Source organism: Nocardiopsis ansamitocini (assembly GCF_030268225.1).
Taxonomy (GTDB): domain Bacteria; phylum Actinomycetota; class Actinomycetes; order Streptosporangiales; family Streptosporangiaceae; genus Nocardiopsis_D; species Nocardiopsis_D ansamitocini.
Genome location: NZ_BSQG01000002.1, coordinates 581423 through 607790 on the forward strand (window position 1 = coordinate 581423; position 26368 = coordinate 607790).

Below are 26368 nucleotides of genomic sequence, written 5' to 3' on the forward strand. Positions count from 1 at the left end.
TCGAGGGGTGGCCGTTGGCGCGTCACGTGCCGCTGTCCGTGGCGCTGCCCTCGGGATCCCCTGTATCTCCTGGTGGACCCGGAGGGTTCGACGGTCGGGAACGGCCCGGTTTCGCGCCCCGCCGCGGTTGCACAAAGTCACAACTCTGGGCAAAAGGACGAGATCTACCCGGCGAAACACCGGCGAAACATATCTGCCTTTTTTCCTGAAATTGCTGCTCAGGAACGTTCGCTATGGTCCCTGGACGTGCCCCAACAACGATTCCACTCCGCTGGCAAGGACAACGCCACCACTGTTCGTGACCGCTCCGCAGCCCTCGAAGGCGCAGGGGACGTGACACTGGTGTCGCCTTCGCTCGACGACGGAAGACACGTGTGGAGGCTCGCCCGCGCCGCCGGGCTCGACGTCAACTCGCCGTACGCCTACGTGCTCTGGTGCCGCGACTTCGCGGCCACCTCTGTCGTCGCCCACGACGACTCCGGCGTACTGCGCGGGTTCGTCACCGGTTATACGCGGCCGGATCAGCCCGACACCTACTTCCTCTGGCAGGTCGCCGTCGACCCCGGGTTCCGGGGACGCCGGCTGGCCCGCCGAATGCTGGACCACGTCGGTGGGCGGCTGCCCTCCCTCGGTATCCGCTACCTCGAAGCGACCGTGACCGCTGACAACGCGGCGTCACGGGCACTGTTCGCGTCGTTTGCCCGCACCCATGGTGCCGACCTGGCCTGGACCCCCCTGTTTGAGCGTGCGCATTTCCCCGACGACACCGGCGAGCCACACGAACCAGAGGAACTGGTCCGCATCGGTCCGTTGTCCTGACCCGATCGCCGGCCCAGACCGCATCCACGTTCGCCCTGCACACAAGGAGAGACGCCCGATGGAGACCTTCACCCAGCTCGAGTCCGAAGTCCGCAGTTACTGCCGGAACTGGCCGGTCATGTTCAACGAGGCGCGTGGCAGCTACGTCTACGACGACTCGGGCCGTCCCTACCTCGACTTCTTCGCGGGCGCCGGGTCGCTCAACTACGGGCACAACAACCCCGAGTTGAAGACCAAGCTGATCGACTACCTCGTCAACGACTCCATCGTGCACAGCCTGGATGCTTTCAGCGTCGCCAAACGCGACTTCCTGAAAACCTTCGGCGAGGTGGTCCTCGCCCCGCGCAACCTCGACTACAAGGTCCAGTTCCCCGGCCCCGCCGGCAACAACGCCGTCGAGGCGGCGCTCAAACTCGCCCGCAAGTACACCGGCCGCGAGACGGTCATCAGCTTCACCAACGGTTTCCACGGAATGACCCTGGGCGCGCTCGCGGTTACGGGCAACTCGATGAAGCGCGGCGGTGCGGGTGTTCCGCTGGGCCACACCGCGACCATGCCCTTCGACAACTACATGGACGGCCAGACGCCGGACTTCCTGTGGCTGCGCAGCCTGCTGGAGGACAGCGGCAGCGGTCTGGACAAGCCCGCGGCCGTCATCGTCGAGACCGTCCAGGGCGAGGGCGGCATCAATGTCGCCAGCAAGGGGTGGCTGCGCGGCCTCTCGGCGCTGTGCGAGGAGTACGGGATCCTCCTGATCGTCGACGACATCCAGATGGGCTGTGGACGCACCGGGCCGTTCTTCAGCTTCGAGGAGGCCGGCATCACCCCCGACATCGTCACCCTCTCCAAGTCGATCAGCGGTTACGGCCTGCCCATGGCGCTCACCCTGTTCAAGCGTGAGCTGGACGTCTGGGAGCCCGGCGAGCACAACGGAACCTTCCGCGGATTCAACCCCGCGTTCGTCACCGGTACCGCCGCCCTGAACACCTACTGGCGCGACGAGGTCTTTTGCAAGGAGACCCTGGCCAAGGGGGACATGGTCGGTGACCGGCTGGCCGCCATCGCCGCCGAGTACCCCGAGGCCGGTGCGCACACCCGGGGACGCGGCCTCGCCCGCGGACTCGCCTTCGCCCAGGAAGGGGCGGCCAAGGCCGTCGCGGCCGCCGCGTTCGAGCGTGGTCTGCTCCTGGAGACCTCCGGTCCCGAGGACGAGGTCGCCAAGCTGCTTCCGGCCCTGACCACCTCCGTGCCCGACCTGGAGAAGGGCCTGGACATCATCGACGAATCGGTGCGCGCGGCCGTGAAGGTGCCGCTGGCGGTCTGAGCGGCCGACCGGACCCAAGCGCAGCACCGAGAGAAGAACCAAGGAGACAAGCACCGTGATTGTTCGAAGCCTCGCCGACGTTGACGGAACCGACGCCGACGTCCACGCCGAGACCTGGCGCAGCCGCCGTATCGTCCTGGCCAAGGACGGGGTCGGCTTCTCCTTCCACGAGACCGTCCTCTACGCGGGCACCGAGACGTCGATGTGGTACGCCAACCACATCGAGCTCGTGCACTGCATCGAGGGCGAGGCCGAGGTCACCAACGACGAGACCGGTGAGACCCACCTCATCACGCCTGGCTCGCTCTACCTGCTCAACGGACACGAGAAGCACACGGTCCGGCCCAAGACCGACTTCCGGGTGCTGTGCGTGTTCAACCCGCCGGTGACCGGGCGCGAGGTTCACGACGAGAACGGCGTGTACCCGCTCGTCACCGAGGAGTCGGCGCCTGCCTGACCGACGCGATGCCCGGCCGCGCGCCGGGTGGTGCGGGCCCCGTCCGGACAGGACCGGGCCCGCACCACCCGGCGGGGGCGGGCAGCCACCGAGACCAGAACTTTGAGGAGCATCCCGCAGGGGGAATCGGAATGACTGTCCTGACCACTGACTTCGTGCAGCCGACCATGGACGACTACCCGACCCGTAAGACCACGGAACCCGCACTGCTCTACCGCAAGGACCCGGCCGTCTGGGGTGACGCCGCCGACGGCCCCATCGACTCCGAGACGCTGGCCGGCTACGACGAGAACGGCTACCTCCAGATCGACAGCCTGCTCACCCAGGAGGAGCTGCGGGAGTACCGGGCCGAACTGGACCGGCTCCGCTCCGATGCGGGGCTGCAAAGCGACGAGCGTGTCGTCGTCGAGCCCGGAACCACCAAGGTCCGCTCGATCTACGAGGTCCACAAGATCAGTGAGCTGTTCGCCCGTCTCGTCGCGGATCCCCGAGTGGCGGGGCGTGCTCGCCAGATCCTCGGTTCCGAGGTCTACGTGCACCAGAGCCGGGTGAACCACGAGCGCCGTTTCACCGGAACCGACCTCTACTGGACGTCCGACTTCGAGACCTGGCACGCCGAGGACGGAATGCCCCGGATGCGCGCGGTCAGCATCGCCATCGCGCTCACCGACAACGAATCCCACAACGGTGCGCTGATGGTCATGCCCGGATCGCACCGGACCTTCGTCTCCTGCGTCGGCGAAGCACCGGACGACCGCTACCGCTCCACGCCCGAGGGCGAAGAGGCCGGTGCCCCCGACCAGTGCAGCCTGTCGATCCTCGCGGAGAAGCGCGGCGTCGAGATGCTCACCGGGCCGGCCGGCAGCGCGACCATGCTCGACTCCAACTGCATGCACGCGGCCAGCAGCAGCCTCACGCCGTTCCCGCGCTCCAGTCTCCTCATCGTGTTCAACAGTGTGGAGAACACCTGCGCGGAGCCCTTCTCGGCCTCCTCGCCCCGGCCGGAATTCCTCGGGGCGCGCGACTTCACCACCGTGTAGAGGTACCGGCGATCCTGCCGACCGGGGCCTGCACGCGTCCACGGGGCGCACGGGCAGCCGCAGGCGAGGGGGCCGGGGCCGACAAGGCCCCGGCCCCCTCTTTCCGCCCTGTCGGACCGTGCGGTAAGCCCACACGGTCCCACCGGTACCGGGGGCGAGGTCACCGGGGTGCCGGAGGCGGTACCCCCGGCACCCCGGTGACCGCTCAGCCGCAGTTGGTCTTCTCGCGGTAGGTGTTCGCGGTACCGATGATTCCCTGCCAGTCCATGCAGGAGCCCTGGCCGTAGACGTAGACCGGTCCCGCATAGGTCGTGTAGTAGCCGGTGTCCTGCTGCGCGTTCTCGGGGATGCTGGTGGAGCGTTTCAGCGACACCGCCATGAGGACGGCCGAACCGGGGGTGTTGCGCACGGTCACGGCGCAGTTGTTGCCGTTGGCGCTGTTGTAGGTCAAGAACACCGTTCCCACGCTGCCGACGGAAGCGGAGTTGACGACCTGGTAGCCCGAACCGCACACACCGTTGTAGGTCGCCGCTGATGCCGGGGCGGCCGACAGCGCGGTACCGGCCAGCATCGCACCGGCCGCCAGTGAGATGGCCGCAAACCTCTTCAGCGTCTTCATGGAAGTCCCATCGGGTCTCGTGACACCGCTTCGGTGCGGCGCTCGACAGGAACTCTGGCAGCCGGTGCTTGCCGAACACTTCGTCTCGCCTTAACAGCCGCTTCCCTTTCCCACGCGCGATCGGTGAATGATACGCAGCGTGACGGATTATCGGGCTTAGTGGAAAAGTTGCCTGGTAATCGCGACATACCGTAGTCATTCACGAGCTTTTTGAGTTGCCCGGGGCACACTGATGCTTCAACCGGGGGAGAGCGCGGGTGAAGAGAGCGCACGTATGGGTGATGTGGACGGGAAGCGCGGTGTTCGCGCTGTCCGTGCTGGTCACAGCCGCTTCCGAGTTCGCGGGAGTCGGGTGGGCCGACTCTTCTGGCGTTCCCTCGCCGTTGTGGACCGTCTGGATTCCCACCGCGGTGGGAATCCCGCTGATCTGGTTGCTGACCCCTGACCGGGGGCCGGCGGCTCTCGACAAGCAGGTGCGCCAGACGCTCGGGGGACACCCTGTTTCCCGGGAACTGAGCTACCTCATGCTGTGCCTGGCGGGTTTCCTGGTCGGCGCGGTCCTGCTCGGCAACATCTTCGCGATCTTTCACGACGACGGTGTCCTCAACCTGGGGACCCCGGTGTCGCGGGTGGCGTTCCTGCTGATCATCCCGGTGTTGATGGTCGACCGGGCCGGCTTGACCCTCAGCCGCGTACGGGGCAGCATGCCGCGGTTGGCGATAGGGGTGCGGGAGCCGTGGCGCTGGTCGGGACTGGTGGCGGTCACGGTGGTGCTGGGCATCGTGCTGCTGTACGCCTGGGAGGACGTCGTCCGGTCCGGTCCCGCGTTCTCGCTGGTCCTGCTGCTGGTCCTGCTGGTCGTGACGGTGCCGGAGGAGATCTTCTTCCGTGGCATGGTGCAGACCAGGCTGGAAGGCATGCTGGGGCGGGGTGCCGGAATCGTGCTCGCCTCGTTGATGTTCGCTTTCGTCTACGCGACCCTTGGGAGTTACGTGGATCTGCTGCGACTGGGCGTGCAGTCGGTGGGCGGCGACTACCTGCTCGCGGTGGCCACCTACGGTGTCGCCGGGCTGCTCTACGGCTATCTGTGGTCGCACTACCGCAACATCTGGCTCAACGTCGGACTGCGTGCCGGAACGATCGCCCTGGTCCTGGGGCCGTCCTTGGCGCTCGCAGGATGACGCGCGTGGAGAACGCGCTCGCAGGGCGCCTGCCCCGGGCCCTGGTGGTGTGCCTCGGCCTGGTGGTCTTTCTCGTCTCCGCGGTCTACCTGTACTCCGTCGGGTCCACCCGGATCAGGGGAACCGACGACTTCTCCTCGGGCGAGCTGTGGACGCTGTGGCTGCCTGTCGCCGTGACGATGCTGTGCGTCCGGTTCATCCCGTGGCGCCGGCCCCCCGATGACGACCTCATCGGTCAGGTCGGCCACATGTTCCGCGGGCGCCGGGTCGACCAGGAGGTCGTGGTCCTGCTGGCGTGCCTGTTCGGGTTCTTCGTGGGGGACGGGTTCCTGGAGTTCGCCTTCCGGACCATGAGCCCGGGTCTCTCCGGCCTGGCGTACCACACGGCCAAGGTGGTGTTCCTGCTGATCCTGCCGCTGATCCTCATCGGCGGTTCGGGCATCATGCGCCACGTGTCCGGACCGGACCTGATGACCCTGGCCACGCGGGTTCCGCTGGGCTGGCGCTGGGCCGGCCTGGTCGGGGTGCTCGCCTACCTCTACCTCAACGTCTTCCTCCGCTGGACGACCGCTGCGGTCGGCGAGGAGCGCATCCCCCAGGGGTACTCGCTGCTCCTGGGGCTGCTGCTGACCATCGCCACCTCCGCGCTGCTCCAGGAGTTCTTCTTCCGCGTGCTCCTACAGACCCGGGTCGAGGCGCTGCTCGGCCGGTGGCCGGCGATCGTCGCGACCGCCCTGCTCTGCGCGGCCGCCGAACTGGTGGGCGCCGGCTTCGTCCCGTCGGTGTCCGAGGAGCTGGCGATGACCGCGGCGGTGACGGTCCCGGTCGGCCTGATGTACGGCTACCTGTGGTCGCGTTATCGCAACATCTGGTTGAACTTCCTGCTGCACGGCGGGGTGAGCTGCCTGGTTCTCTTTCCCGCGCTACAGGGCACCGTCCTTTGAGGCCGTGGTCGTGCTCGTCTGACACTGGAGCCGCCCCGGCACATAATGGGCGTCGACGCGACCGAACCGGGGGGACATGACCACGCTCGCCGAGGACCTGATCGTTCTTGCCCACGACCCTGCCAAGGGTCGACCGTTGGTCGGCTCCACCCGGCTGGCCTGCGGGCTCGCCGGAGCGCTGTTGGCCGACCTCGCGCTGGCCGGGCGTATCAGCATCGATGCCGACTACGTCTACGCCGACCGCTACTCGCCGTCCAGGGACACCGACCTCGACACCGTGGCGGATCGGATCGCGGTGAGCCGGCGCAACCGCAAGGTGCACTGGTGGGTGAACAAACTCCAGTCGTCGACGCTGCGCAAACGTCTGCTGGAACGGTCGACACGCGAAGGAGCCCTGCACCGCGCCCGGCGTACGGTCCTGGTGGTCTTCCCCCGGGACGACTACTATCCCCGCGATCCGGACCGGCGTTCCCAGCTGCGCCGGAATCTGCGTGGGGTCCTGCTCGGGGAGGTCCGGGCCGACGCCCGCACCATGGTGCTGCTCGCGCTCGTGGGAGCGACGGGCGCCCACCGCAGGCTCTTCCCCGATCTCCCCAACAGGGAGCGCCGGCGCCGGATCAAGACGGTCGTCACCGGCGACACGATCGGCAGGGCGGTCCGCAAGGCGGTCCAGTCGAGCGAGGCGGCCTCGGCCGGCGCCGGAGGTTGACCGAGGGACAATGGCCGGCCGGCGAATTCGGTTGTCGCCGAAGAAATTCGTGGAGTTTCGGGGAGGCGTCCGAACGTCAAAGTCCGGTAGCGCAGGGTATTTCGCGATTCATCACTCGGCCGTAACCCTCTCAATGCGGTAAATCGTCTCCCTGAAGTGCTGCAACGCCCCGAAGAACGGGTAAGGAACTATGTATGGCCGTAACACGGCGTAAAGGTCGGGTTCGGCGTCCGTTCACGGGAATGGGGGAGTCTGCGACCTGTGAGTGTGGAACCGGTGTATACGGCCCAGAATGGTGAAGAACTCCCTATAGACCGATTTATGGACCGCGAGGAAAGTTGGCTTCGGTTCAACCAGCGTGTGCTGGAACTCGCTGAGGACACCGCGATACCGCTGCTGGAGCGCGCGATGTTCCTCGCCATCTTCTCCAGCAACCTCGACGAATTCTTCATGGTCCGCGTCGCCGGCCTCAAACGGCGGCTGGCTACCGGGGTCGCAGTGTCCTCGCCCAGGGGGCACCACCCCAGGGAACTGCTGGAACGGATCAGCAAGGTCGCCCACGAGCTGATGCCGCGTCACGCAGAGTGCTTCCACAACTCGGTGGGGCCCGCGCTCGCCGAAGCCGGCATCCGCATCGTCCGCTGGGACGAGCTCACCAGTGCCGAGAGCCAGCGGATGCAGCGCTTCTTCCGACGCACCATCTATCCGGTCCTCACCCCTTTCGCTGTCGACCCCGCGCACCCCTTCCCCTACATCTCCGGCCGCTCCCTCAACCTCGCCGTGACCGTCCACGACCCTCAGAGCGGGCGCCGGATGTTCGCCCGCATCAAGGTCCCCTCGATCCTGCCCCGCTTCATCGAACTCGACGGCGGTCGCTTCGTCCCGGTCGAGGACGTCATCGCCGCACACCTGCCGCAGCTGTTCGAGGGCATGGAGATCCGCGAGCACCACGCCTTCCGGGTCACCCGCAACACCGACCTCGAAGTGGACGAGGACGAGACCGACGACCTCGTCCAGGCCCTGGAGAACGAACTGTTGCGCCGCAGGTTCGGCCCTCTCGTGCGCCTGGAGGTGGAGGAGACCATCTCCGACGCCGTCCTCGCGATCCTGCGCCAGGAACTTGGCGCCGAGGAGGGGGAGGTCTACCGGGTCCCCGGTCCGCTCAACCTGGCCGGGCTGTCGCAGCTTTACAACCTGGACCGGCCCGAACTCAAGTACGCGCCGCTGGTTCCGGTGGAGCCGCGCGCACTCGCCAACGGGGACTTCTTCTCCGCTGTGCGCGAGCGCGAGCTGCTGGTCCAGCACCCCTACGAGTCCTTTGCGGCCACCACCGAGCGTTTCCTCGCGGCTGCCGCCGTCGACCCCCAGGTCGTGGCGATCAAGCAGACCCTCTACCGGACCAGCGGCGACTCGTCCATCGTGGAAGCGCTGATCGAGGCGGCGGAGTCCGGTAAAGAGGTCGTGGCCCTCGTCGAGATCAAGGCGCGTTTCGACGAACAGAACAACATCCGTTGGGCCCGCAAGCTCGAAGAGGCGGGCTGTCATGTCGTCTACGGCGTCGTCGGACTGAAGACCCACTGCAAACTCGCCCTCGTGGTCCGCCGCGAGGAGGACGGGACGCTGCGCCGGTACTGCCACGTGGGAACCGGCAACTACAATCCCCGAACCGCCCGTATCTACGAGGATTTCGGGCTGTTCAGCTCCGACCTCGAACTGGTCGAGGACCTGAGCGACCTCTTCAACCACCTGACCGGCTTCTCCCGCAAAAGACACTACCGACGGCTCCTCGTAGCGCCCCGGGCGCTGCGCGAGTCGCTGACCCGTCAGATCCAGAACGAGATGGCCAACCACGAGCAGGGGCTGCCCGCCCGGATCCGGATCAAGGCCAATTCCCTGGTCGACGAGGACATCATCGACGCGCTCTACGCGGCGTCGCGGGTCGGCGTCCCCATCGATCTGTGGATTCGCGGCAGCTGCGTGCTGCGCCCCGGCATTCCCGGCCTCTCCGAGACCGTGAGGGTACGCAGCATCCTGGGACGGTTCCTGGAGCACTCCAGGGTCTTCGTCTTCGAGAACGCCGGAGACCCCCAGGTGTGGATCGGCAGCGCCGACCTCATGCCGCGCAACCTCGACCGCCGGGTCGAGGCGTTGGTGAACATCACCGACACCGGACAGCGGGTCCGGTTGATCGGCATGATGGACCTCGCCATGGCCGACAGCACGTCCTCCTGGCGGTTGGCCGAGGACGGGAGTTGGACCCGTGCCTCCCACGACGGCCGCGGCACACCCCTGCTGGACTTCCAGAACACGTTGCGCGGCGACCGGCACCTGCGGGTCGTCGATGGCTGACGACCAGACCCCGGGCACCGTCGGGAGCCCTTGCACGGCTCCCGGCGGTGCGGTCGGCGGCTACCTCGAACCGATCCGTGCGGCGGGCGCGGTGCTGTGGCGCGAGGGTTCCGACGGCCGTGCGGTCGCCCTCGTCCACCGACCGGCCCGCGACGACTGGAGCCTGCCCAAGGGCAAGCTCAAGAACGGCGAGCACGTCCTTTCCGCGGCGGTGCGCGAGGTCGGCGAGGAGACGGGTCTGCGGCCGGTACTGGGCCGCCGCCTGCCCTCGCAGCGCTACCTGAAGAACGGCTGGCCCAAACAGGTCGAATGGTGGGCGGCCACCGCCACCGACGAATCCGTTTTCCAACCCACCGACGAGGTGGACGCCCTGGAGTGGTTCCCACTCGCCAGGGCGCGTGAACGGCTCAGCTACGACCACGATCGCCAGGTCCTCGACGACTTCTGCCGAGGGCCGGCCCGGACCGTTCCGCTGATCCTGCTCCGGCACGGCTCCGCCGGGGAGAAGAACGCGTGGGCCGACCACGACCTGTTGCGCCCGCTCGACGGGACGGGCCGCGCCGACGCCCTGGCCCTGGCCACGGTGCTGGGTGCCTTCGGCGTGGCCGACGTGGTCTCCTCGGCCGCTGCGCGCTGCACCGAGACCGTGCTGCCCTACTCCGTCATGCACACCGCGGAGGTGCGCACCGAGCGTTCTTTCACCACGGGGACGACGAGCGGTGCCCCGTCCTTCGAGCGCCACACGGCCCGCAAGGCGTTCGCCGCACTGCTCGCCGAACGAAGCGCGGTCCTGGTGTGCACCCACGGCGAGCTCGTCGCCGATCTCATGCGCGAGACGCTGCTCCGGTCGGGCGCGCCGGTCTCCCAGCAGTTGTCGCTGCGCAAGGGCACGTTCTGGGTGGTGCACGTCGGAGCGGAGGACGGTGCACTGGCCGCCGTCGAGCGGCACGCGGCCCGGGGGTGACCCCGCCCGGACGCTGGGTAGGGTGACGGCCATGGCAAAGCATCGCGTCTCCCGCACCATCGTCATCGCGGCCCCGGCCCCGAAGATCTTCGACATTCTCGCCGACCCGCGCCGCCATCCCGAGATGGACGGTTCCGGCAGCGTCCAGGGGGCGATCGAGGGGCCCGGGCGATTGGGGTTGGGGTCGCGGTTCGGAATGGACATGCGGCTCGGTCTGCCCTACCGCATCACCAACGAGGTGGTGGAGTTCGAGGAGAACCGGCTGATCGCCTGGCGGCACAAGGGCCCCCACCGGTGGCGCTGGGTGCTGGAGCCGCTGGACGAGCACACCACGAAGGTCACCGAGACCTTCGACTACTCCTACGCGGGCTCTTTCGTCTACCAGTTGCTGGGCTACCCCGCGCGCAACGCCCGCGGGATCGAGGAGACCCTTCCCCGCCTCAAAAAGCTTCTGGAGTCCTGACCTTTCCCGTCGTGGCCCCGTTTTCCCTGTCGCGGTCCGCGGCTGTTCCCCGCCGACTACGGGACGCCCGGACACGGGTCAGGCGGGATAGCACGCCACCTCGGTTGCCTTCACACTCGCCCAGACCAGGTCGCCCGGCGCCAGCGCGAGTTCTGCCAGACCCGCCGGGGTGATGTCGGCGCTCAGGTCGACCTCGCCGGTGAGGTGGACGCGAACCTGGTCGCCGAACCGCTCGATCCCGTCCACTGCGAGTCGCCAGGCGTTGCGGGGGCTGCCGTCGGGGCGGGTGCGGTACAGCGCGACGGAGCGCGGCGTGAACGCGGTGAAGACCTCCCCCGAGTGAGTGCCCGCGACGGTCACGGCGACCGGTGCTCCTGACGTGCCGGTCACCGTGACCCGGGTGCCGTCGGCCCGGCCCCGGTAGAGGTTCAGTCCGACCAGTCGGGCCACGTAACCGGTGCGCGGCCGGCGCGCGACGTCCACCGGCGATCCCTGCTGCACCAGTGCACCGTCCTCGACGACCATCACCCGGTCGGCCAGGACCATGGCGTCCAGCGGGTCGTGGGTGACGATGACGGTCGCACCGCCGAAGTCTGCGAGGTGCCGTTGCAGATGCGAACGGACCGAGAAGCGCGTGTGCGCGTCCAGGGCGGCCAGCGGCTCGTCCAACAGGAGCAGCCGGGGCCGTGTCGCCAGCGCGCGGGCCAGCGCCACCCGTTGCGCCTGCCCGCCCGACAGCGACCGCGGTCGCGCGCCTGCGTGGTCGGCGAGCCCGACCCGGTCCAGCAGCCGCGCCGCCCGCGTTCGCGCCTCCGTCTTGGGAACGCCTTGGCAGCGCGGCCCGAAGGCCACGTTCTCCAGCGCGCTCATGTGGTCGAACAGCAGGTAGTCCTGGAAGACCATGCCGATGGGGCGCCGCTCGGTCGGTACGGCCGTGAGGTCGAGTCCGTCGACACGGACGTGCCCGTCCACCATCGGGGCCAGTCCGGCGAGCGCGCGCAGGACCGTCGACTTGCCGGCCCCGTTGGGGCCCAGCAGTGCCAGGACCTCGCCCGGTGCGACCCGGAGGTGGACGTCCAGGGCGAAGGAGGGGCGGCGGACCACCAGACGCGCGTCCAGTGCCGGGTGGGTCGGGGTCACGGTGCACTCACCCACCGGTCGCGCAGGCAGATCAGAATGACCAGGGAGACCGCCAGCAGGACGAGGCTCAACACGATCGCGGCGTCCGGGCTCTGCTGCATCGCCAGGTAGACGGCCAGTGGCATGGTCTGGGTGCGGCCGGGGAAGTTCCCGGCGAACATGACGGTCGCCCCGAACTCGCCCAGTGCCCGGGACCAGCACAGCACCGCGCCCGCGAGCACGCCGGGGGCGACCATCGGCAGCGTCACGCGGCGAAAGATGGTGGACCTGCTGGCACCCAGTGTCGCGGCCGCGTCCTCATAGCGCCGGTCCGCGCCGCGCAGCGCACCCTCGACGCTGATCACCAGGAAGGGCATCGCCACGAAGACCTGTGCGACCACGACCGCCGCAGTCGTGAACGGCAGCGAGTACCCCGTCCAGGCGTAGATGTACTGGCCGAGCACGCCGTTGCGTCCCAACACCAGCAGCAGCGCCACTCCTCCCACGATCGGCGGGATCACCAGCGGGACGGTGACCAGCGCCCGCACCACGCGGCGCCCCGGGAACTCGGTGCGCGCCAGCAGCCAGGCCAGGGGGACCCCCAGGACGAGGGAGACCAGGGTGGCGACCGTGGCGGTGGTCAGCGACAGCCGGAGCGCGCCCAGTACCTCCGGCATGAGCAGCCGGGTGCCGAGGGTGGGCCACGGCGCACGCAGCAGCAGCCCGAGGAAGGGCAGGAGGAGGAAGGCGAACCCGAGCAGCGCGGGCACCACGAGGAGCCAGGGGAACCGCCCGGAGGCGACCCTGATGGGGCGTTCGCGCCGTCGCGCGGAGGTCTGCGTGCTCAATCGTCGTCCAGCTCCGGGAGCGGTTACGGGGTGCGGAAGCCGGCGTCGGCCAGGACCGAGGCGCCCTCGTCGGACGTCACCAGCGCCACCCAGTCGGCGGCCGGTCCCGCGTTCGGCGCGTCGGCCAGGACCGCGATCGGGTAGTCGTTGACGGCCTGCTCGGTCTCGGGGAACCCGATCCCTTGAACCGTCCCGCCCGCGGCGATCACGTCGGTGCGGTAGACCAGTGCGGCGTCCACCTCGCCCAGCTGGACCTTGGTGAGTGCCGCCTTGACGTCCTTCTCCCGGGTCACCGGCTCGATCCGCACACCGGTCGCCGTCATGACCGTGTCCGAGGCCGCGCCGCAGGGCACCTCCTCCGCGCACAGCGCGACCTTGACGCCGTCGTCGGCGAGGTCGTCGAACCCTTCGATGCCCGCCGGGTTGTCCGCCGGCACCGCGATCTCCAAAACGTTCTGCGCGAAGGTCTCCGGCTCGCCGGCCACGCCCGCCTCGTCCACGACGAGATCCATGGTGGCGGTGTTGGCCGAGGCGAACACGTCGGCCGGCGCGCCCTCGCCGATCTGGGCCGCCAGGTCGGAACTGCCGGCGAAGTTGAACTCGACGCTCACGTGGGGATTTGCCTGCTCGAAACCGGTGGCCAGCTGTTCGAAGGACTCGGTCAGCGAGGCCGCGGCGAAGACCGTGAGGGTCGTCTCCGGCTGCTCGGGCCCGGCCGAGCCGTCCGTGGTGTCCTCCACGGGTGCACAGGCCGCGGTGCCGAGCAGGCCGGGGACGGCCAGCAGTACGGCGACGCGATGGAAGAGGGGTCTAGGCATGTCTGGCTCCCGGTGCTGATCCTGTCTCCACGATGACGCTGGTCGATTTCACGATCGCGGTCGCCTGCGATCCCACCTCCAGGCCCAGTGCGTCGGCGGCCTCCCGGCTCATCAGCGAGACCACGCGGTGCGGGCCGGCCTGGATCTCCACCTGCGCCATGACCTCGTCGCGGACCACGTGGGTGACCAGACCGCGGAACCGGTTGCGCGCCGACATCGCCGAGAGGGCGGGGTCGGCGTCGGCGTTGTCGCGCATGAACGCGGCCAGGTCGGCTCCCTCGATCAGCCGGTGGCCGTGCTCGTCGCGTCGTGCCGTCAAGCGCCCCGAGTCCACCCAGCGGCGGACCGTGTCGGGGCTGACCCCGATCAGCTCGGCGGCTTCTCCTATTCGCACAATCGACACCACGTGAATCTACCCCTCGCATATGCCATGAAGATAGTCATTTTTGCCTAGTAAGAACGAGAGAAATCTGGCGAAAGCTCCAACCGGGAGGGTAGCGCCGGAACGTCTTCGGTGGTGCTGACACCACCGGGCGGCGGTGTGGTGTCGTCATCGCAGGGTTGTCCACATCCGGCCTACCGTTGGGAGCACCGTGATACGACCCGGAGGGAGTGACCGTCGGTGCCAGCAGCGATCGGTGATGCCGAGGCGTCTGCTCCGGCACGGCGGCCGTGGGTCGAGCGGCTGGTCGCGGTGCTGCACCTGCTCACCTCGTTGGTGCTCGCGCTGCTCTACCTCGCCCCCGGTGCACTCCTGCTGATCGGCGTCAACGAGCTCACCAACGAAGTCCTGTCGGTGCTCGCCGGCGACCCCGAAGCCCAGGAGCGGCTGCCCTCCACCATCGTGGCCTCGGGGATCGTCCCCCTTCCGCTGGTCACCCTGTTGGCCCGACTCGCCTGCTGGGTCCAGCGTTCCCGGCTGGAGGCCGTGTTCGGGGTGGTGGAGGCCGTACCGCTCGCGCCGGGTGCGCGCGGAGGACTCCCGGTGCGTGTCCTGCGCTATCTCTTCGGCCGCGACGCCTGGAGCGCCGTTCTCTACAGCACCACAGCGGGAATCGTCGGTCTGGCGTCGGGGGCCCTGGCCATGGCTCTGGTCGCCTACGGCCTGGGGTCGGTGATCGGCGGGCTCCTCGGTGTGGTGCTCGCGCTGGCGGACGGCGGTCTCACCGAACTCCTCGACAGCGCCGACCTGGCCTTCCTGGCCGCCGTCGCCATTTTGCTGGGGCCGGTGAGCGTCCTGGCCGGCCTGTGGGTCGCGCCCTGGTTGGTGCGCGCCGACGTCGGAATCGCCCGGCGGATGCTCTTCGACTCGTCCCAGGTACGGATCGAGCGGCGCATGCGCGAACTGAGCGACAGCCGCTCGCGCATGGTCGACGCAGCCGAGGCCGAGCGTCGCCGGATCGAGCGCGACCTGCACGACGGTGCCCAGCAGCGGCTGCTCGCGGTCACCATGACGCTCACCCGGGCCCGCGCCAAGTTCGACCGGGACCCGGAGACGGCCCGCGCCCTTCTCGCCGAGGCCCAGGCCGAGGCCCGGGAGGTGATGGCGGAACTGCGCGAGGTCGCCCGGGGTCTGCATCCCCGAGTCCTCACCGACCACGGGCTGGAGGCCGCGCTCCCGGTGGCGGCGGGGCGCTGCCCGGTGCCGGTCCGGGTCGACGCCGATCTCGGCGGGCGCCCCTCGCAGCGGGCCGAAGGCATCGCCTACTACGCGGCCTGCGAGGCGTTGACCAACATCGCCAAGCACGCCGCGGCGCGCACGGTCACGGTCCGCGCCGTTCGGATCGTCCAGCGCAAGGGCGACCTGTTGCGGCTCACCGTTGTCGACGACGGCATCGGCGGAGCCGACCCCGAGGTCGGGACCGGCCTGTACGGGCTGTGGGACCGGGTCCACGCGGTGGACGGCCACCTGGCCGTGCACAGTCCGACCGGTGGGGGCACCGTGCTCACCGCCGACATCCCCTGGGAGGCATGACCGTGCGCGTGATCATCGCGGAGGACTCCGTACTGCTGCGCAGCGGAATGGTGAAACTCCTAAAGGACGAAGGGATCGAGATCGTCGCCGAGGTCGGCGATGCCCAGGCCCTGTTGGTCGCGGTCGCCGAGCACGACGTGGACCTGTGCCTGGTGGACATCCGCATGCCGCCCACGTTCTCCGAGGAGGGCATGCACGCGGCGATCCGCATCCGTGCCCAGTACCCGCACGTGGCGGTCCTGCTGCTGTCCCAGCACGTCGTCGGCACCTATGCCGCCGAACTGCTGGGCGGCGGCGCGACCAGGGTCGGCTATCTGCTCAAGGACCGCATCGCCGATATCGACGAGTTCCTGGTCACGCTCCGCCGTATCGCCGACGGTGGCGCGGCGATCGATCCGGAGGTGGTGTCGCAGCTGCTCAGCCGCAACACCGACACCGCGTTGGACAGGCTGAGTCCGCGTGAGTCGGAGGTGTTGGGAGCGATGGCGGAAGGGCTCAACAACGCGGGGATCGCCGCCCGGCTCTTCGTCACCGAACGTGCGGTCGAGAAGCACATCCGCGCCATCTTCACCAAGCTGGACCTCGTCCAGGACGACCACGACCACCGCCGGGTGCTCGCGGTCCTGCAGTACCTGCGGGCCAACGCGGCCGGCGGCTGACACCTGCAATCGTTCTCCGAAGGAGAGGAAGCCACAATGACGTTCAACGGGCGGGGCCTGTACGTCTCGTCGAGCAAGGTTCCGCGCCGGCAGCGGCTCGGTTGGCTCGCCCTGGGGGCGGTGATCGGTCTGATCGCGCTGGTGTTCGGGCTGTTGAACATGCTCAATGGGGTCTCCTTCACGAGTGAGACGAGAGAGGACAGCTACCCGGCTTCCGCGCTGCTGCGAATCGACGCCGACGTCGTGGCGGCCGTCTCCGTCAGCCAGACGGGGGGCGATCGGATCACCGTCCAGCGCGCCCTGGTCGGTGCGCAGGGCTCCGGTTCCTTCGAATCCGTCGAGCAGGACGACGAGAAGCTGGAGCTGAATGTCTCCTGTTGGCGGTTCCCCCTGTTCAGTACCTGCGAGGTCGACTACGTGATCGGGGTGCCCGAGGGGACCGATCTGGACATCAGTACCGACCGGGGCCGGGTCGACGTCACCGGGGTCGTCGGGGACGTCACGGTGGACACCGGCAGCGGCGACATCGCGTTGTCTCAGGTCAGGGGGTCGATCGACCTGGAGTCGGGGGCGGGGGACATCAGCGCCGCGGGCGAGGGGGCCACCGCCAAGGCCGAGTCCGATGTCGGTGACGTGGACCTTCGGTCGTTCCGGGCCGCCGAGGTCGAAGGAGAGTCCGACGTCGGTGACGTTCTGCTCGGCACGGGATTCGAGAAGGCCGAGGCGTCGACCGGTGTCGGGGAGGTGACGGTCTGGACCGACGAGGAGTTCCGCAGCCTGAAGGCACAGTCGGACGTGGGGGACGTCGACGTCCGTGTTCCGGACGCGCCGTACCGGGTGACCGGCGAGACGGGCCTCGGCGACCGGGACATCCGGGTGCGGCCGGGGGGACGGGGGGACGCCTCGATCCGGGTGGAGACGGGTACCGGATCGGCAGTCGTTCGCGCCGACTGACATCGGACCGTGGCGGGGCCCGGATCGTTTTCGGGCCCCACGGTTTCGGCCGAGTTTTTCGGGGCAATCGATAACACTGAGCGCCAGGCTCGATCAAGCAACCGCTTGGTACTGTTGTTTTCGACCGCATCCCGCCGAAGCCCCCTGGGGGACGATCGTGGAGGACTTCATTTCGGGCCTGCCGCCCGCCCTTTCGTCTCCGTCCCGGGAAACGCCGAGGCGCAGACGTGGGCCACGTGTTCGACGGTGTGGTAGTGTCCGGGCACGGATGCCTTTTTAGTATCTTGGGAATCAGTCTGCGCGCACCTCAAGCCGTCGCACGAATCGTCCCAAATACCCATTCGTTCCATCCGGGCGCGACCCGCAGCCCGCGTCTCGGTCGGTTGTCTCCGGTCCACAGGCGAAGAATTCGCATATGTCTGACAAATCCTCATTGTCGACATGAGGGGTAGCACACATATGACTCAGTCCTCCGACCGTGCCAGCGCGCCCGGCAACGCGTTGAGCGAAGACCACAACGAGTATTCCGCCCGATGGCAGGTCCGTGCCACCACGCCGCCCGGCAGGGCGACCGTGTCGGCGTATCCTTCCGGAGCAAGCATGCCCGCGTTGCAGATCACCACCCGTCACCACGATGACGGCATCGTCATCGCGCTCGCCGGGGAGATCGACATCGCCACTGAAGACGATTTCCGTGCGACCGTCCTCCAGGCTGCGGTGGACAGCCCCAACAGTCGCGTGGTGCTGGACTGTGCCCAGCTCACCTTCATCGACTCCAGTGGCCTGCGGGTACTCATCCAGTGCCACAAGGCGGGCAAGGAGCACGGTAGCCGACTCTTCGTGGCCGCACCCTCCGAGCGCATCGCCCAGATCCTGCGGGTGACCGCCATCGACACGCGGATCCCCGTCCACCCGACGGCCGACGACGCACTGTCGGCGCCCCTGGAGAGCAGTAGCCGGCAGAGCTGAATCCCGCCGCGCGGCCCGTAGAGCGGCCCGTAGAAGGGTGCGGGCCGGCGGCTGGTCGGTGCCGACGGCCCGGAACCGCGTCCTACCCGGCGAACATCAGCAGCCAGACCCCCAGCGCCACCACGGCGAGGTTGAAGACGCCGAAGAACAGCACCCACGCCGTTCCCGGAACGCCGGTCAGCCGGTCGAGTTGGTCGGCGTCGGAGTGGGGCGAGGGCTGGCGCCTGCGCTGCGCCTGGAGCTCGAACACCGGTCGCACACTCGCGAACAGCATGAACCAGGTGAACAGGTAGGCACACACGCTCTGTACCTCGGCCGGGGTGAACCACGAGATCAGGAACACCACCGCCCCGGTTCCCACCACCGAGACCACGCCGTAGACGTTGCGGATGAGCAGCAGCATGGCGGCCAGCAGCAGGATGCTGATCCACAGCAGTGCGGTGATCCGTCCGCCGGTCAACAGCACGATCCCGGCCAGCCCGACCACCGAGGGCGCGGTGTACCCGGCCAGAATCGTCATGATCATGCCGATGCCGTCGGGCCGCCCCCGGGAGACGGTCACCCCCGAGGTATCGGAGTGGAGTCGCACCCCGGTCAACTGTCGCCCGCTGAGCAGCGCGACCAGCGCGTGCCCGCCCTCGTGCGCGATCGTCACCACGTTGCGGGCGACCCGCCAGGGGCCGCGCACCAGCACAACGGACAGTGCGATCACGCCGGTGGCGATGATCAGCCATTGGGGCGGGTCGGGCTGGACGGAGAACACGTCCTGCCACACTTCGGCGAACGAGGTCGCTTCCATCTGCTTTTCATCTCCCTCTCGGCTGCCTACCGCACTCTAGGACACGCCGGAGACCCGTCCGGTTCACGCGTGGGGCCGGGAAAAGCAGTCAGCCGACCCCGAGTACGCGCGATGCGGTCGAACCGCCGGGCCCGCTGCTCCCCGCCGGCTCACGGGTCGGCCCTTCGCGTTGCAGGACCCAGGTACAGGCGGCCAAGGTCAGCGGCACCGCCACGGTCAGCGCCAGCGCCGGGATCGCGATCCCGGAGTCGTTCAGCGCGAACCCGGCCAGGGCGGTCACCAGGGAGCCGGTGAGCCCCGCCCGCAGGGTCGGGGCGTAGTCGTACACCTGTTGCAGCACACCCATGCGCCAGTTCGTCGGCTTGTTGAGGACGACGAACAGGAACAGCAGGGCGCAGGCCGACAGCAGGGTCAGCTGCCAGTTGCCCAGGGACCCCAGCATCGCGCCCAGTTTGCGCGCGACCACCGTCCACGCCTCACCCTCCAGGACCTGCCCGGCGAACAGCCCGAAGTGGCTGCGCTCGTTGGGCGGCCGCAGGTAGTCGAGGTAGGCCAGCGCGCCGATCACCGCGACGGCGGCGCCGCTGATCACGGTCATCCGCACCAGCGTCACCCGCAGCCCTGCCAGCATCAGTACCGTGACGGCCAGACCGGGGACGATCGCCAGGACCCCGCCGAAGTCGGTGCCCAGCCCCGGCCAGCCGATCACGAAGAGCGTGGCGGTGCCGATGGCCAGGGCCATCGCCACCGCCCATCCGCGCCGTCCCTTGGCCAGCAGCGGGTGGGCCAGTCCGGCGATCGTCATGAGCATTCCGGTGGCGAACGTCGCGAACGCGATGTTGCCCAGACCGTAGAACCGGCCGGCGACGATCGGCGTGTAGCCCGTCGGCGAGTTCATCTGTAGGTTCGCCCCGGTGCACAGGTCGACGAACAGCACCAGGGTGGTGATCCCCGCCACGACCGTGATCGGCCCCAGGATGTGTCGCCGCCACGGCCCAGCGAGCGCGAGCGCGACCACCACGGCGTCGGCCAGGAGCACGCTGCCCAACAGGGTCAGGTGTGGAACGGGAGCCGACCACCAAGGGATGAGGTTGGCAAGGTAGCTGGACACCGGGAAAGCGGCCCCGGCCAGGGCCACCACGCGGGTCGTCGACAGCACCAGATGGCGTTTGGAGCGGTCCCGGTCGCTGTAGTGCTTGAGGGCCAGGGCCGCGGCCAGATAGATCAGGAGCTGGAGGGCCACCAGGCCGCTGAAGAACCCGGCGGTGAGCGATTCCACGACCTCGGCCGCGGTGGTGAACTCCACCAGTTCGTTGACCGCTTCGGCGGTGTCGGGCGGTCTGGGCAGCTCGTGCCACGCGCGTCCGACCATGCCGGGTGGGGCCTCCAGGCCCATCGTGTGCAGGAGCGTGGTGGTGATGTCGGTCAGGGCCACCAGCCCGGCCCGCCGGGTCGACTCCGACGTCAGGAAGCCCTGGTCGAAGTTCTCGCCGGCCGGGCCGACACCGTGCAGCAGTGCCGCGTTGAGGCTGGAGGTCCCCGCCTCCACGGAGATCCCGGCCACCATGAGGGTGGCGCCGGGCGGCAGGGTCGCCCGTACCGCGGCGATGTCGGCGTCGAGTGACTCCAAGCGGTCCTGACGGTTCTGACGGTCCTCGGCGGAGCCCGGGGAAGGCTCCGGTTCCTCCTCTTCCTCGACTTCGTCGGGTTCCACCGCTTCGGGTTTGACGGGGCGTTCGAGATAGAGGGAGGCGAGGTCGTCGAGGTCCACGACGCCCAGCGTCACGCCGTCCCAGTCGCCGCTCTTCAGACTGCGCACGCCGCCGAGGTAGTGGTCCACCCGGCCGTCGCTGTCGGCGGCGGCCAGCACCGCTCCGGGCCCCACCGCCAGTGTCCTTCCACCGTTCGCGTGCACGGTGTCCCCGAGCAGGCCCACCTGGGCGGCGTATTTGGAGGAGGCGTTGTAGGAGACATGGTCGGCGTAGTCCCGCGCCACCGCGCCCGCCCCGTCGATCTCGGGCCGGGCGGGAAGCTCGCAGATGGAGTAGGTCTGGCGCTCACTGGAGGCGCGTTGACCGGCGGAGACGGTCAACCAGCCGTCGACGGGGCAGGTGCGCGAGGTGACGGTGCGGATGGACATGTCGCCGATCGCGCTGTCTTCGGCGAGCGACCACAGGTTGGGGGTCCGGTCCGGGGCGATCTCCTGCCAGGAGAGCCCGGGGACGCCGACCAGGACGACCGGGCCGGACGGCGCCTTGGGCGCGGGCTGGATCGCGGCACCGGGAGTCCAGAGCAGCGGTGCCGCGCATATCGTCGCGAGCGTTGCCCCGGCCCGCGAAAGCCACCTGCCCAGAGCCACGCCCAGTCCCCCCTTGATGATCAGGCAGCGTCCGACTCACACTAACCGCCGTTTTGACCGCCCTGGATGACCGCCACCCGCTCCACCCCGGCCGACCCGTCCCTGCCCGTGCCCCGTCCGCTTGCGCACCCTTTCCCACCAAACCGGTGGCCCCACGGGGCCGGCCTTTTCGCGGTTGCGGCGGTATCCGGGACACCGGTCAGTGGGTGGGATTCGTTTGCGCAGGTCAGCGCGCGGGGTTTGGGGTGGTCGGCCGTGGAGGACAACCCTGGTCGTCGCCTCCGGGCCGGTACGGGCAAGTAGGGAACAGGTACGCGGAACCGGAGGGCACGGGCCGTCGGAGAGTCGATCGGGGCCGGTCGGTCAGCGGGTGCGGATTCCGGTGAAGGCCACCGCCGCCAGCGTGTCGGCGAGTTGGTCCGCGGTCAGCCCGCGCTCGGGGCGGTACCACTCGACCAGGGAGTTGACCGTCCCGAACAGCAACCTGCTGGCGAGGACCGGGTCGATGTCGGGCCTGATGTCACCCTCGCCGACTCCTTCGCGGACCAGCTCGCCGACGAACCGGTCGAACGCGCGTCGGCGCTCCAGCGCCTGCCGCTCGACCCCGGTGTTGCCACGGACCCGAAGCAGCAGGGTGACGTGCGGCAACTCGTCGGCGAGCACCCGAACGCTGCCGCGCAGCACGTATTCCAGCCGGTCGATGGCCGGCCCGGTCGTGGCCCCCGGCTCCTCGGTCACGGCGAACAGGGCGTCCAGGGCACGGTCGAGGGACTGGCGCAGCAGGTCCTCCTTGCCGGCGACGTGGTGGTAGATCGCGGACTTGGTCACGCCGAGCGCGCGGGCCAGGTCCTCCATGCTGGTGCCGTCGTATCCGCGTTCGTTGAAGACCGCGACCGCTACGCGCAGCACCGACTCGGCGTCGTGGCCGGGACGGCCCGAGCGGCGCTTGGCGGATGAGTCCGGAACAGAGGTAGTAGCCACAGCTCTGAATACTAGGTGGCGCCGGCGGGTGCACGTCAGGGCGCCGGCGGCTCCGTCGGTCCGGGAGGCCGCTGCTGCGGGGCTTGCAAACTGAACGAATGGTCGGTTAGTAATGGTGCTGGACAGTCAGCGCGGCAGCGCCGCCGGCGCAACAGACCTGGAGTGCGGATCCGTGGCAACAGACCCGATGGAGTTCTTCGACCGGCACCACACGACGCTGCGGCAGGCGGTCGACGCCATTCGCGGCCGGCACTTCTGGAGCGCCTACCCGGAGTCGCCCAGCCCCAAGGTCTATGGCCCCGACGCCGCTGCCGAGGGGCAGGCGGCCTTCGACGCCTACCTCGGTCGGGACTTCCCCCTCGACCAGGCCGGCGACGACGACCGGGTGGTCACCGAGCGTTCCCCCTACGGCATCGAACTGGGGGTGGGCTATCCGCACGCCGATGCCGACACCCTGGTGGCGGCATCCCGAGCGACGCTGCCCGGCTGGCGCGACGCAGGCGTGCGCGCCCGCACCGGTGTGTGCCTGGAGATCCTGGACCGCCTCAACAAACGCAGCTTCGAGGTCGCCCACGCCGTCCAGCACACCAGCGGCCAGGCGTTCGTGATGGCCTTCCAGGCGGGCGGCCCGCAGGCCCAGGACCGCGGTCTGGAAGCGCTGGCCTACGGCTACGACATGATCGCGTCCTACGCGCCCGAGGTCCGGTGGGAGAAGCCGCAGCGCAAGGGCGCCCCGATCGTCATGGACAAGCGTTTTCACGCCGTACCGCGCGGAGTGGCGCTGGTCATCGGCTGCACCACCTTCCCGACCTGGAACAGCTATCCCGGACTGTTCGCCAGCCTGGTGACCGGCAACCCGGTGATCGTCAAACCGCATCCGCGCGCGGTGCTGCCGCTCGCCATCACCGTGGCGGTGGCCCGCGAGGTCCTCGTCGAGGCCGGCCTCGACCCCGACGTCGTGCTCCTGGCGGCGGAACGTCCCGATGAGCGGTTGGCCGCGGAACTGGCCGTCCGCCCGGAGGTGCGGGTCGTGGACTTCACCGGTTCCACCTCGTTCGGCGACTGGTTGGAGGCCAACGCCACCCAGGCGTTCGTCAACACCGAGAAGGCCGGGGTGAACGCGGTCGTCGTCGATTCGACCGACGCCTATGCCGGGATGCTGGCCAATCTGGCCTTCTCCCTGTCGCTGTACAGCGGGCAGATGTGCACTACCCCGCAGAACCTTTTCGTCCCGACCGGTGGCATCGCCACCGACGAGGGGCACAAGAGCCCCGAGCAGTTCGCCGCCGACCTCGCCGAGGCGGTGCGGGGACTGCTGGGCGATCCCGCCCGTGCGGCCGGGATCCTGGGAGCGCTCGCCAACGACGACGTCCTGGAGAGGGTCGAGGCGGCGGACGGGCTCGGTGAGACGGTGCTGAAGTCCGAGCGCATCCCGCACCCCGACTTCGCCGACGCGATCCTGCGCACGCCGGCCGTCGTGCGTCTGGACGCCGCCCGGGGCGACGTCTACGGCCGGGAGCACTTCGGCCCGGTCTCCTTCGTGATCACGACCGAGGACACCGCGCACGCGCTCCGGCTGCTCGGTGAGACCGTCACCGAACGCGGCGCGCTGACCGCAGCGGTCTACTCCACCGACGAGGAGGTGCTGGTGGCAGCGGAACGGGCCGCACTGGAGGCCGGGGTCAACCTGTCGGCCAACCTCACCGGCCAGGTCTTCGTCAACCAGTCCGCCGCGTTCAGCGACTACCACGGCAGCGGGGCGAACCCGGCCGCCACCGCCTCTCTCACCGACCCGTCCTTCGTCGCGGGCCGCTTCCACTTCGTCCAGTCCCGCCGGCACGCCTGAACGCCGACAGCCGGACACAGGCGGTGGGGGCGGCATCGGTCGCCCCCACCGCCTGTACCGTTCGGGGTCAGTCGTGGGGCAGGTACGGGCGCGAAGCGATCTTGCGGTGGCGCCCGCCGCCCGTCTGCTCCGGGACGGAGCCGGCCTGTCGGGGAACGCCGGGGGTGTAGCCGCTGCCGGGCAGCGAGCCGTCGTCCCGGGTGGGACGCCGTTGAACCCGCCGAGCCGACCACACCGAGGCGCCCACGCCGGTCAGCAGTGACATGACCACCAGGCCGGTCACCAGGTTGATCAGCGCCGTCGCTCCCGCGCTCGCCAGTGGCGCGTTCTGCGCGAAGGGGGTGACCACGGCGACCGCGGTCGCCAGGCCCACGATCCAGCCGAAGAAGTTCAGGGGGCGCGGGGCACTCAGCATCAACAGGTGCAGCAGCCCGGTGGCGATGAGAGCTGCCACGGCTGCCAGCAGTGCGTAGACGGCGGTCCCGGCATCGCCGAGGGAGCCGACCTCCTCCTGGGCCAGGATCGGGATGTCGAAGACGCCCCTGACGATCAGCGTGCCGACGAAGATGACCAGCGCGGCCACGACGGCGGTCGCCAGCCCCCCTGTCCACAGCCTCGCCGTGTTGATGTGTCGTTCGTTTCCGACGTCGGGTCCATAGTCGGTCATGCCGTTACCCCCCGATACGGCGTCAAAATGATCGCTGCGCCCATACCCGCGGCTCAACGAGGGGTAACCCCGGGCTTTCCCTCGATCGGGCAATACCGCTAGACGTGGGGCCCGGCGGCGTTCACCGCGTCGGCCACCGCGTCGGCCAACCCGGGCATGTCCCCGGTGTCGAGGTTGGAGATGGTCACGCGGATTCCGGGCGCGGTGTCGGTTCGGAACCTGCTGCCCGGGGTCACCGCCCAGCCGCTGCCCATGAGCCGGGCCACCGCCACCGCCTCGTCGGGTACCCGGACCCATACGTTCACCCCGGACCGGCCGAACGCGGGGATTTTGTGCTCCCGCAGCGCGCGGATCAGCGCCGTGCGCCGTTTCGCGTAGTCCGCGTCCACCCGGACCGGGTCCACCGCGCGCGAACGCCACAGTTCCGCGAACGTCTCCTGGAGGACGTGGCTGACCCACCCCGGGCCCAACCGGTGTCCGGCGCGCATCCGGTCCACCGTCACCGGGTCGCCGGCGACCAGGCCCAACCGGAGGTCGGGGCCGTACCCCTTGGCGGCGGTGCGCACCACCGCCCAGCGCCTGGTCGCCCCCGCCAGGCAGTGGAACGCCTCGGCGACGAACCCGAACCCGTGGTCGTCCTCGATGGTCAGTACCTGCTGGTGCTCGGCCAGTTCCGCCCGGAGTGCCGCGGCGCGCTCGGCGGACAGGACCGATCCCACGGGGTTCTGCGCCCGGTTGGTCACGATGACCGCGCGTGCCCCCGAGCGCAGCACCTTCGCCAGTTCGCCGGGCAGCATTCCCTCGTCGTCCACCTCGACCGCGAGCCGCTTCAACCCGAGGGAGGCCACCAGGTCCAGTTCGCTGTGCCAGCCCGGGTCCTCCAGTGCGACCGCGTCACCGGGCCGCACCCCCGAGCGCAGCAGCCGGTCGATTGCGTCCAGTGCCCCGGAGGTGACGGTGACCTCGTCGGCGGGAACGCCGTCGGCGCCGAACACCTCGCGGGCCACGGACAAAAGTTCCGTCCCCACCGGCGGGGTGTCGTAGAGGGGGTGGCGGCCGCTCCGGCGGGCGGCCACCGCCGCCAGCGCGGGCCCGAGGTCGGGCAGCAGCCGGGGGTCGGGGTTGCCGCTCGCGGCGTCGTGCGTGCCGGGCCGTACCGGCCGCGGTCCCGCCTCCCTGGGGGCGGTGGCGTGCTGGGCGCGGACCCGGGTGCCGCGTCGGCCGGCGGTCTCCACCAGCCCCCGGTCGCGCAGGAGCCGGTAGGCGGTCGCGACGGTGGTGGCGTTGACCCGGAGCGTGCCGGCGAGGTCGCGGATGGGCGGCAGCGCCGTACCGGGCCCCATGTCACCGGTGATGATCGACCTCTCGACGCTGTCGGCGATCTCGTGCGATCCGCGTCCGCTGATGACCATCTCCCCATTGTGCCGGAGGCGCGGGTTCCGTACTGCTGCCCCCGTTCCGTCCACCGGATCGGCCCCGGAGGGCGAAGAGCGGAACCAGGGGCG

Annotated in this window: 25 protein-coding genes; 15 read left to right on the forward strand and 10 right to left on the reverse strand. The window is 69.4% G+C overall.

The window, feature by feature from the left end:
- The first annotated feature begins 246 nt into the window (after positions 1-246).
- The 4 genes from ectA (at position 247) to thpD (ending at position 3640) form a co-directional block, all read left to right on the forward strand.
- Complete coding sequence (gene ectA / locus QSJ59_RS09275) at positions 247-819, forward strand: diaminobutyrate acetyltransferase (protein WP_349497194.1); 573 nt, start codon at positions 247-249, stop codon at positions 817-819.
- 58 nt (positions 820-877) lie between these two features.
- A complete protein-coding gene (ectB, locus tag QSJ59_RS09280) occupies positions 878-2143 on the forward strand; it encodes a diaminobutyrate--2-oxoglutarate transaminase (RefSeq protein WP_285758639.1) in 1266 nt (421 codons plus the stop codon).
- 55 nt (positions 2144-2198) lie between these two features.
- Entirely contained in the window at positions 2199-2600 is a 402-nt protein-coding gene (locus QSJ59_RS09285) for an ectoine synthase (RefSeq protein WP_285758641.1), read from the forward strand.
- Positions 2601-2731: 131 nt separating this feature from the next.
- Complete coding sequence (gene thpD / locus QSJ59_RS09290) at positions 2732-3640, forward strand: ectoine hydroxylase (RefSeq protein WP_285758642.1); 909 nt, start codon at positions 2732-2734, stop codon at positions 3638-3640.
- A 205-nt stretch (positions 3641-3845) separates the two neighbouring features.
- Here the strand turns inward: thpD and QSJ59_RS09295 are convergent, their stop codons facing one another.
- A complete protein-coding gene (locus QSJ59_RS09295; protein ID WP_285758643.1) occupies positions 3846-4259 on the reverse strand; it encodes a spore-associated protein A in 414 nt (137 codons plus the stop codon).
- Between the two features lie 257 nt (positions 4260-4516).
- Between QSJ59_RS09295 and QSJ59_RS09300 the strand changes: the two genes are divergently transcribed.
- The 6 genes from QSJ59_RS09300 (at position 4517) to QSJ59_RS09325 (ending at position 10869) form a co-directional block, all read left to right on the forward strand.
- Positions 4517-5440 carry a CPBP family intramembrane glutamic endopeptidase gene (locus tag QSJ59_RS09300; RefSeq protein WP_285758644.1) on the forward strand — a complete coding sequence of 308 codons (924 nt, stop codon included), beginning with the start codon at positions 4517-4519 and terminating at the stop codon, positions 5438-5440.
- Positions 5441-5445: 5 nt separating this feature from the next.
- On the forward strand, positions 5446-6384 hold the full coding sequence (locus QSJ59_RS09305; protein WP_285758645.1) for a CPBP family intramembrane glutamic endopeptidase: 939 nt from the start codon (positions 5446-5448) through the stop codon (positions 6382-6384).
- Positions 6385-6460: 76 nt separating this feature from the next.
- Positions 6461-7093, forward strand: a complete 633-nt coding sequence (locus QSJ59_RS09310) for a GOLPH3/VPS74 family protein (RefSeq protein ID WP_285758646.1) — start codon at positions 6461-6463, stop codon at positions 7091-7093.
- A 261-nt stretch (positions 7094-7354) separates the two neighbouring features.
- Positions 7355-9442, forward strand: coding sequence for an RNA degradosome polyphosphate kinase (locus QSJ59_RS09315; protein WP_285758647.1), 2088 nt, complete (start codon positions 7355-7357; stop codon positions 9440-9442).
- Positions 9435-10406 (forward strand): NUDIX hydrolase, encoded by a 972-nt coding sequence (locus QSJ59_RS09320; protein WP_285758649.1) that lies wholly within the window; start codon positions 9435-9437, stop codon positions 10404-10406. The genes QSJ59_RS09315 and QSJ59_RS09320 overlap by 8 nt, the downstream gene beginning before the upstream one ends.
- A 31-nt stretch (positions 10407-10437) precedes the next feature.
- Positions 10438-10869: an SRPBCC family protein gene (locus tag QSJ59_RS09325; protein ID WP_285758650.1), complete on the forward strand. Its 432-nt coding sequence runs from the start codon at positions 10438-10440 to the stop codon at positions 10867-10869.
- 78 nt (positions 10870-10947) lie between these two features.
- Here QSJ59_RS09325 and QSJ59_RS09330 read toward each other — a convergent pair whose 3' ends face one another.
- Genes QSJ59_RS09330 through QSJ59_RS09345 form a run of 4 tightly spaced genes read right to left on the reverse strand, consistent with a single transcriptional unit; the run spans position 10948 to position 14057 of the window.
- A complete protein-coding gene (locus QSJ59_RS09330) occupies positions 10948-12009 on the reverse strand; it encodes an ABC transporter ATP-binding protein (RefSeq protein WP_285758651.1) in 1062 nt (353 codons plus the stop codon).
- A complete protein-coding gene (locus tag QSJ59_RS09335) occupies positions 12006-12836 on the reverse strand; it encodes an ABC transporter permease (protein ID WP_285758652.1) in 831 nt (276 codons plus the stop codon). Before QSJ59_RS09335 ends, QSJ59_RS09330 begins: the two co-directional genes overlap by 4 nt.
- A gap of 23 nt (positions 12837-12859) precedes the next feature.
- Entirely contained in the window at positions 12860-13654 is a 795-nt protein-coding gene (gene modA, locus QSJ59_RS09340) for a molybdate ABC transporter substrate-binding protein (protein WP_285758653.1), read from the reverse strand.
- Positions 13647-14057 (reverse strand): TOBE domain-containing protein, encoded by a 411-nt coding sequence (locus tag QSJ59_RS09345; protein WP_285758654.1) that lies wholly within the window; start codon positions 14055-14057, stop codon positions 13647-13649. Before QSJ59_RS09345 ends, modA begins: the two co-directional genes overlap by 8 nt.
- Positions 14058-14276: 219 nt before the next feature.
- On the opposite strand from QSJ59_RS09345, the gene QSJ59_RS09350 reads away from it, so the two are divergent.
- From QSJ59_RS09350 to QSJ59_RS09365, 4 genes are all read left to right on the forward strand, one after another.
- Entirely contained in the window at positions 14277-15629 is a 1353-nt protein-coding gene (locus tag QSJ59_RS09350; RefSeq protein ID WP_285758655.1) for a sensor histidine kinase, read from the forward strand.
- Between the two features lie 2 nt (positions 15630-15631).
- Positions 15632-16288 carry a response regulator transcription factor gene (locus QSJ59_RS09355; RefSeq protein WP_285758792.1) on the forward strand — a complete coding sequence of 219 codons (657 nt, stop codon included), beginning with the start codon at positions 15632-15634 and terminating at the stop codon, positions 16286-16288.
- A 36-nt stretch (positions 16289-16324) separates the two neighbouring features.
- Complete coding sequence (locus QSJ59_RS09360; protein ID WP_285758657.1) at positions 16325-17242, forward strand: DUF4097 family beta strand repeat-containing protein; 918 nt, start codon at positions 16325-16327, stop codon at positions 17240-17242.
- A 459-nt stretch (positions 17243-17701) separates the two neighbouring features.
- A complete protein-coding gene (locus QSJ59_RS09365) occupies positions 17702-18211 on the forward strand; it encodes an STAS domain-containing protein (RefSeq protein ID WP_349497195.1) in 510 nt (169 codons plus the stop codon).
- Between the two features lie 82 nt (positions 18212-18293).
- On the opposite strand, the gene QSJ59_RS09370 is transcribed toward QSJ59_RS09365, so the two are convergent.
- The 3 genes from QSJ59_RS09370 to QSJ59_RS09380 form a co-directional block, all read right to left on the reverse strand.
- Entirely contained in the window at positions 18294-19010 is a 717-nt protein-coding gene (locus QSJ59_RS09370; protein ID WP_285758659.1) for a M50 family metallopeptidase, read from the reverse strand.
- An 88-nt stretch (positions 19011-19098) separates the two neighbouring features.
- Complete coding sequence (locus QSJ59_RS09375) at positions 19099-21369, reverse strand: hypothetical protein (protein ID WP_432707452.1); 2271 nt, start codon at positions 21367-21369, stop codon at positions 19099-19101.
- Between the two features lie 363 nt (positions 21370-21732).
- Entirely contained in the window at positions 21733-22350 is a 618-nt protein-coding gene (locus tag QSJ59_RS09380; protein ID WP_475471512.1) for a TetR/AcrR family transcriptional regulator, read from the reverse strand.
- Positions 22351-22537: 187 nt separating this feature from the next.
- Here QSJ59_RS09380 and paaN point away from each other — a divergent pair, with 187 nt between their 5' ends.
- On the forward strand, positions 22538-24196 hold the full coding sequence (gene paaN / locus QSJ59_RS09385) for a phenylacetic acid degradation protein PaaN (RefSeq protein WP_285758797.1): 1659 nt from the start codon (positions 22538-22540) through the stop codon (positions 24194-24196).
- A 67-nt stretch (positions 24197-24263) separates the two neighbouring features.
- Here the strand turns inward: paaN and QSJ59_RS09390 are convergent, their stop codons facing one another.
- Both QSJ59_RS09390 and QSJ59_RS09395 read right to left on the reverse strand, forming a co-directional pair.
- Positions 24264-24863, reverse strand: a complete 600-nt coding sequence (locus tag QSJ59_RS09390; protein WP_285758660.1) for a DUF6069 family protein — start codon at positions 24861-24863, stop codon at positions 24264-24266.
- A 98-nt stretch (positions 24864-24961) separates the two neighbouring features.
- The gene (locus QSJ59_RS09395; protein ID WP_285758662.1) at positions 24962-26275 is read right to left on the reverse strand and encodes an aminotransferase class I/II-fold pyridoxal phosphate-dependent enzyme; all 1314 of its coding nucleotides are present in this window, start codon (positions 26273-26275) and stop codon (positions 24962-24964) included.
- Positions 26276-26368 lie beyond the last annotated feature (93 nt).

Excerpts from the sequence above, each read along its gene's own strand:
- paaN (WP_285758797.1), top strand. The coding sequence starts at position 22,538 with ATGGAGTTCTTCGACCGGCACCACACGACGCTGCGGCAGGCGGTCGAC.
- QSJ59_RS09295 (WP_285758643.1), bottom strand. The coding sequence starts at position 4,259 with ATGAAGACGCTGAAGAGGTTTGCGGCCATCTCACTGGCGGCCGGTGCG.
- QSJ59_RS09390 (WP_285758660.1), bottom strand. The coding sequence starts at position 24,863 with ATGACCGACTATGGACCCGACGTCGGAAACGAACGACACATCAACACG.
- thpD (WP_285758642.1), top strand. The coding sequence starts at position 2,732 with ATGACTGTCCTGACCACTGACTTCGTGCAGCCGACCATGGACGACTAC.
- QSJ59_RS09325 (WP_285758650.1), top strand. The coding sequence starts at position 10,438 with ATGGCAAAGCATCGCGTCTCCCGCACCATCGTCATCGCGGCCCCGGCC.
- QSJ59_RS09370 (WP_285758659.1), bottom strand. The coding sequence starts at position 19,010 with ATGGAAGCGACCTCGTTCGCCGAAGTGTGGCAGGACGTGTTCTCCGTC.
- QSJ59_RS09320 (WP_285758649.1), top strand. The coding sequence starts at position 9,435 with ATGGCTGACGACCAGACCCCGGGCACCGTCGGGAGCCCTTGCACGGCT.
- modA (WP_285758653.1), bottom strand. The coding sequence starts at position 13,654 with ATGCCTAGACCCCTCTTCCATCGCGTCGCCGTACTGCTGGCCGTCCCC.
- QSJ59_RS09365 (WP_349497195.1), top strand. The coding sequence starts at position 17,702 with ATGACTCAGTCCTCCGACCGTGCCAGCGCGCCCGGCAACGCGTTGAGC.
- QSJ59_RS09360 (WP_285758657.1), top strand. The coding sequence starts at position 16,325 with ATGACGTTCAACGGGCGGGGCCTGTACGTCTCGTCGAGCAAGGTTCCG.
- QSJ59_RS09395 (WP_285758662.1), bottom strand. The coding sequence starts at position 26,275 with ATGGTCATCAGCGGACGCGGATCGCACGAGATCGCCGACAGCGTCGAG.
- ectB (WP_285758639.1), top strand. The coding sequence starts at position 878 with ATGGAGACCTTCACCCAGCTCGAGTCCGAAGTCCGCAGTTACTGCCGG.
- QSJ59_RS09310 (WP_285758646.1), top strand. The coding sequence starts at position 6,461 with ATGACCACGCTCGCCGAGGACCTGATCGTTCTTGCCCACGACCCTGCC.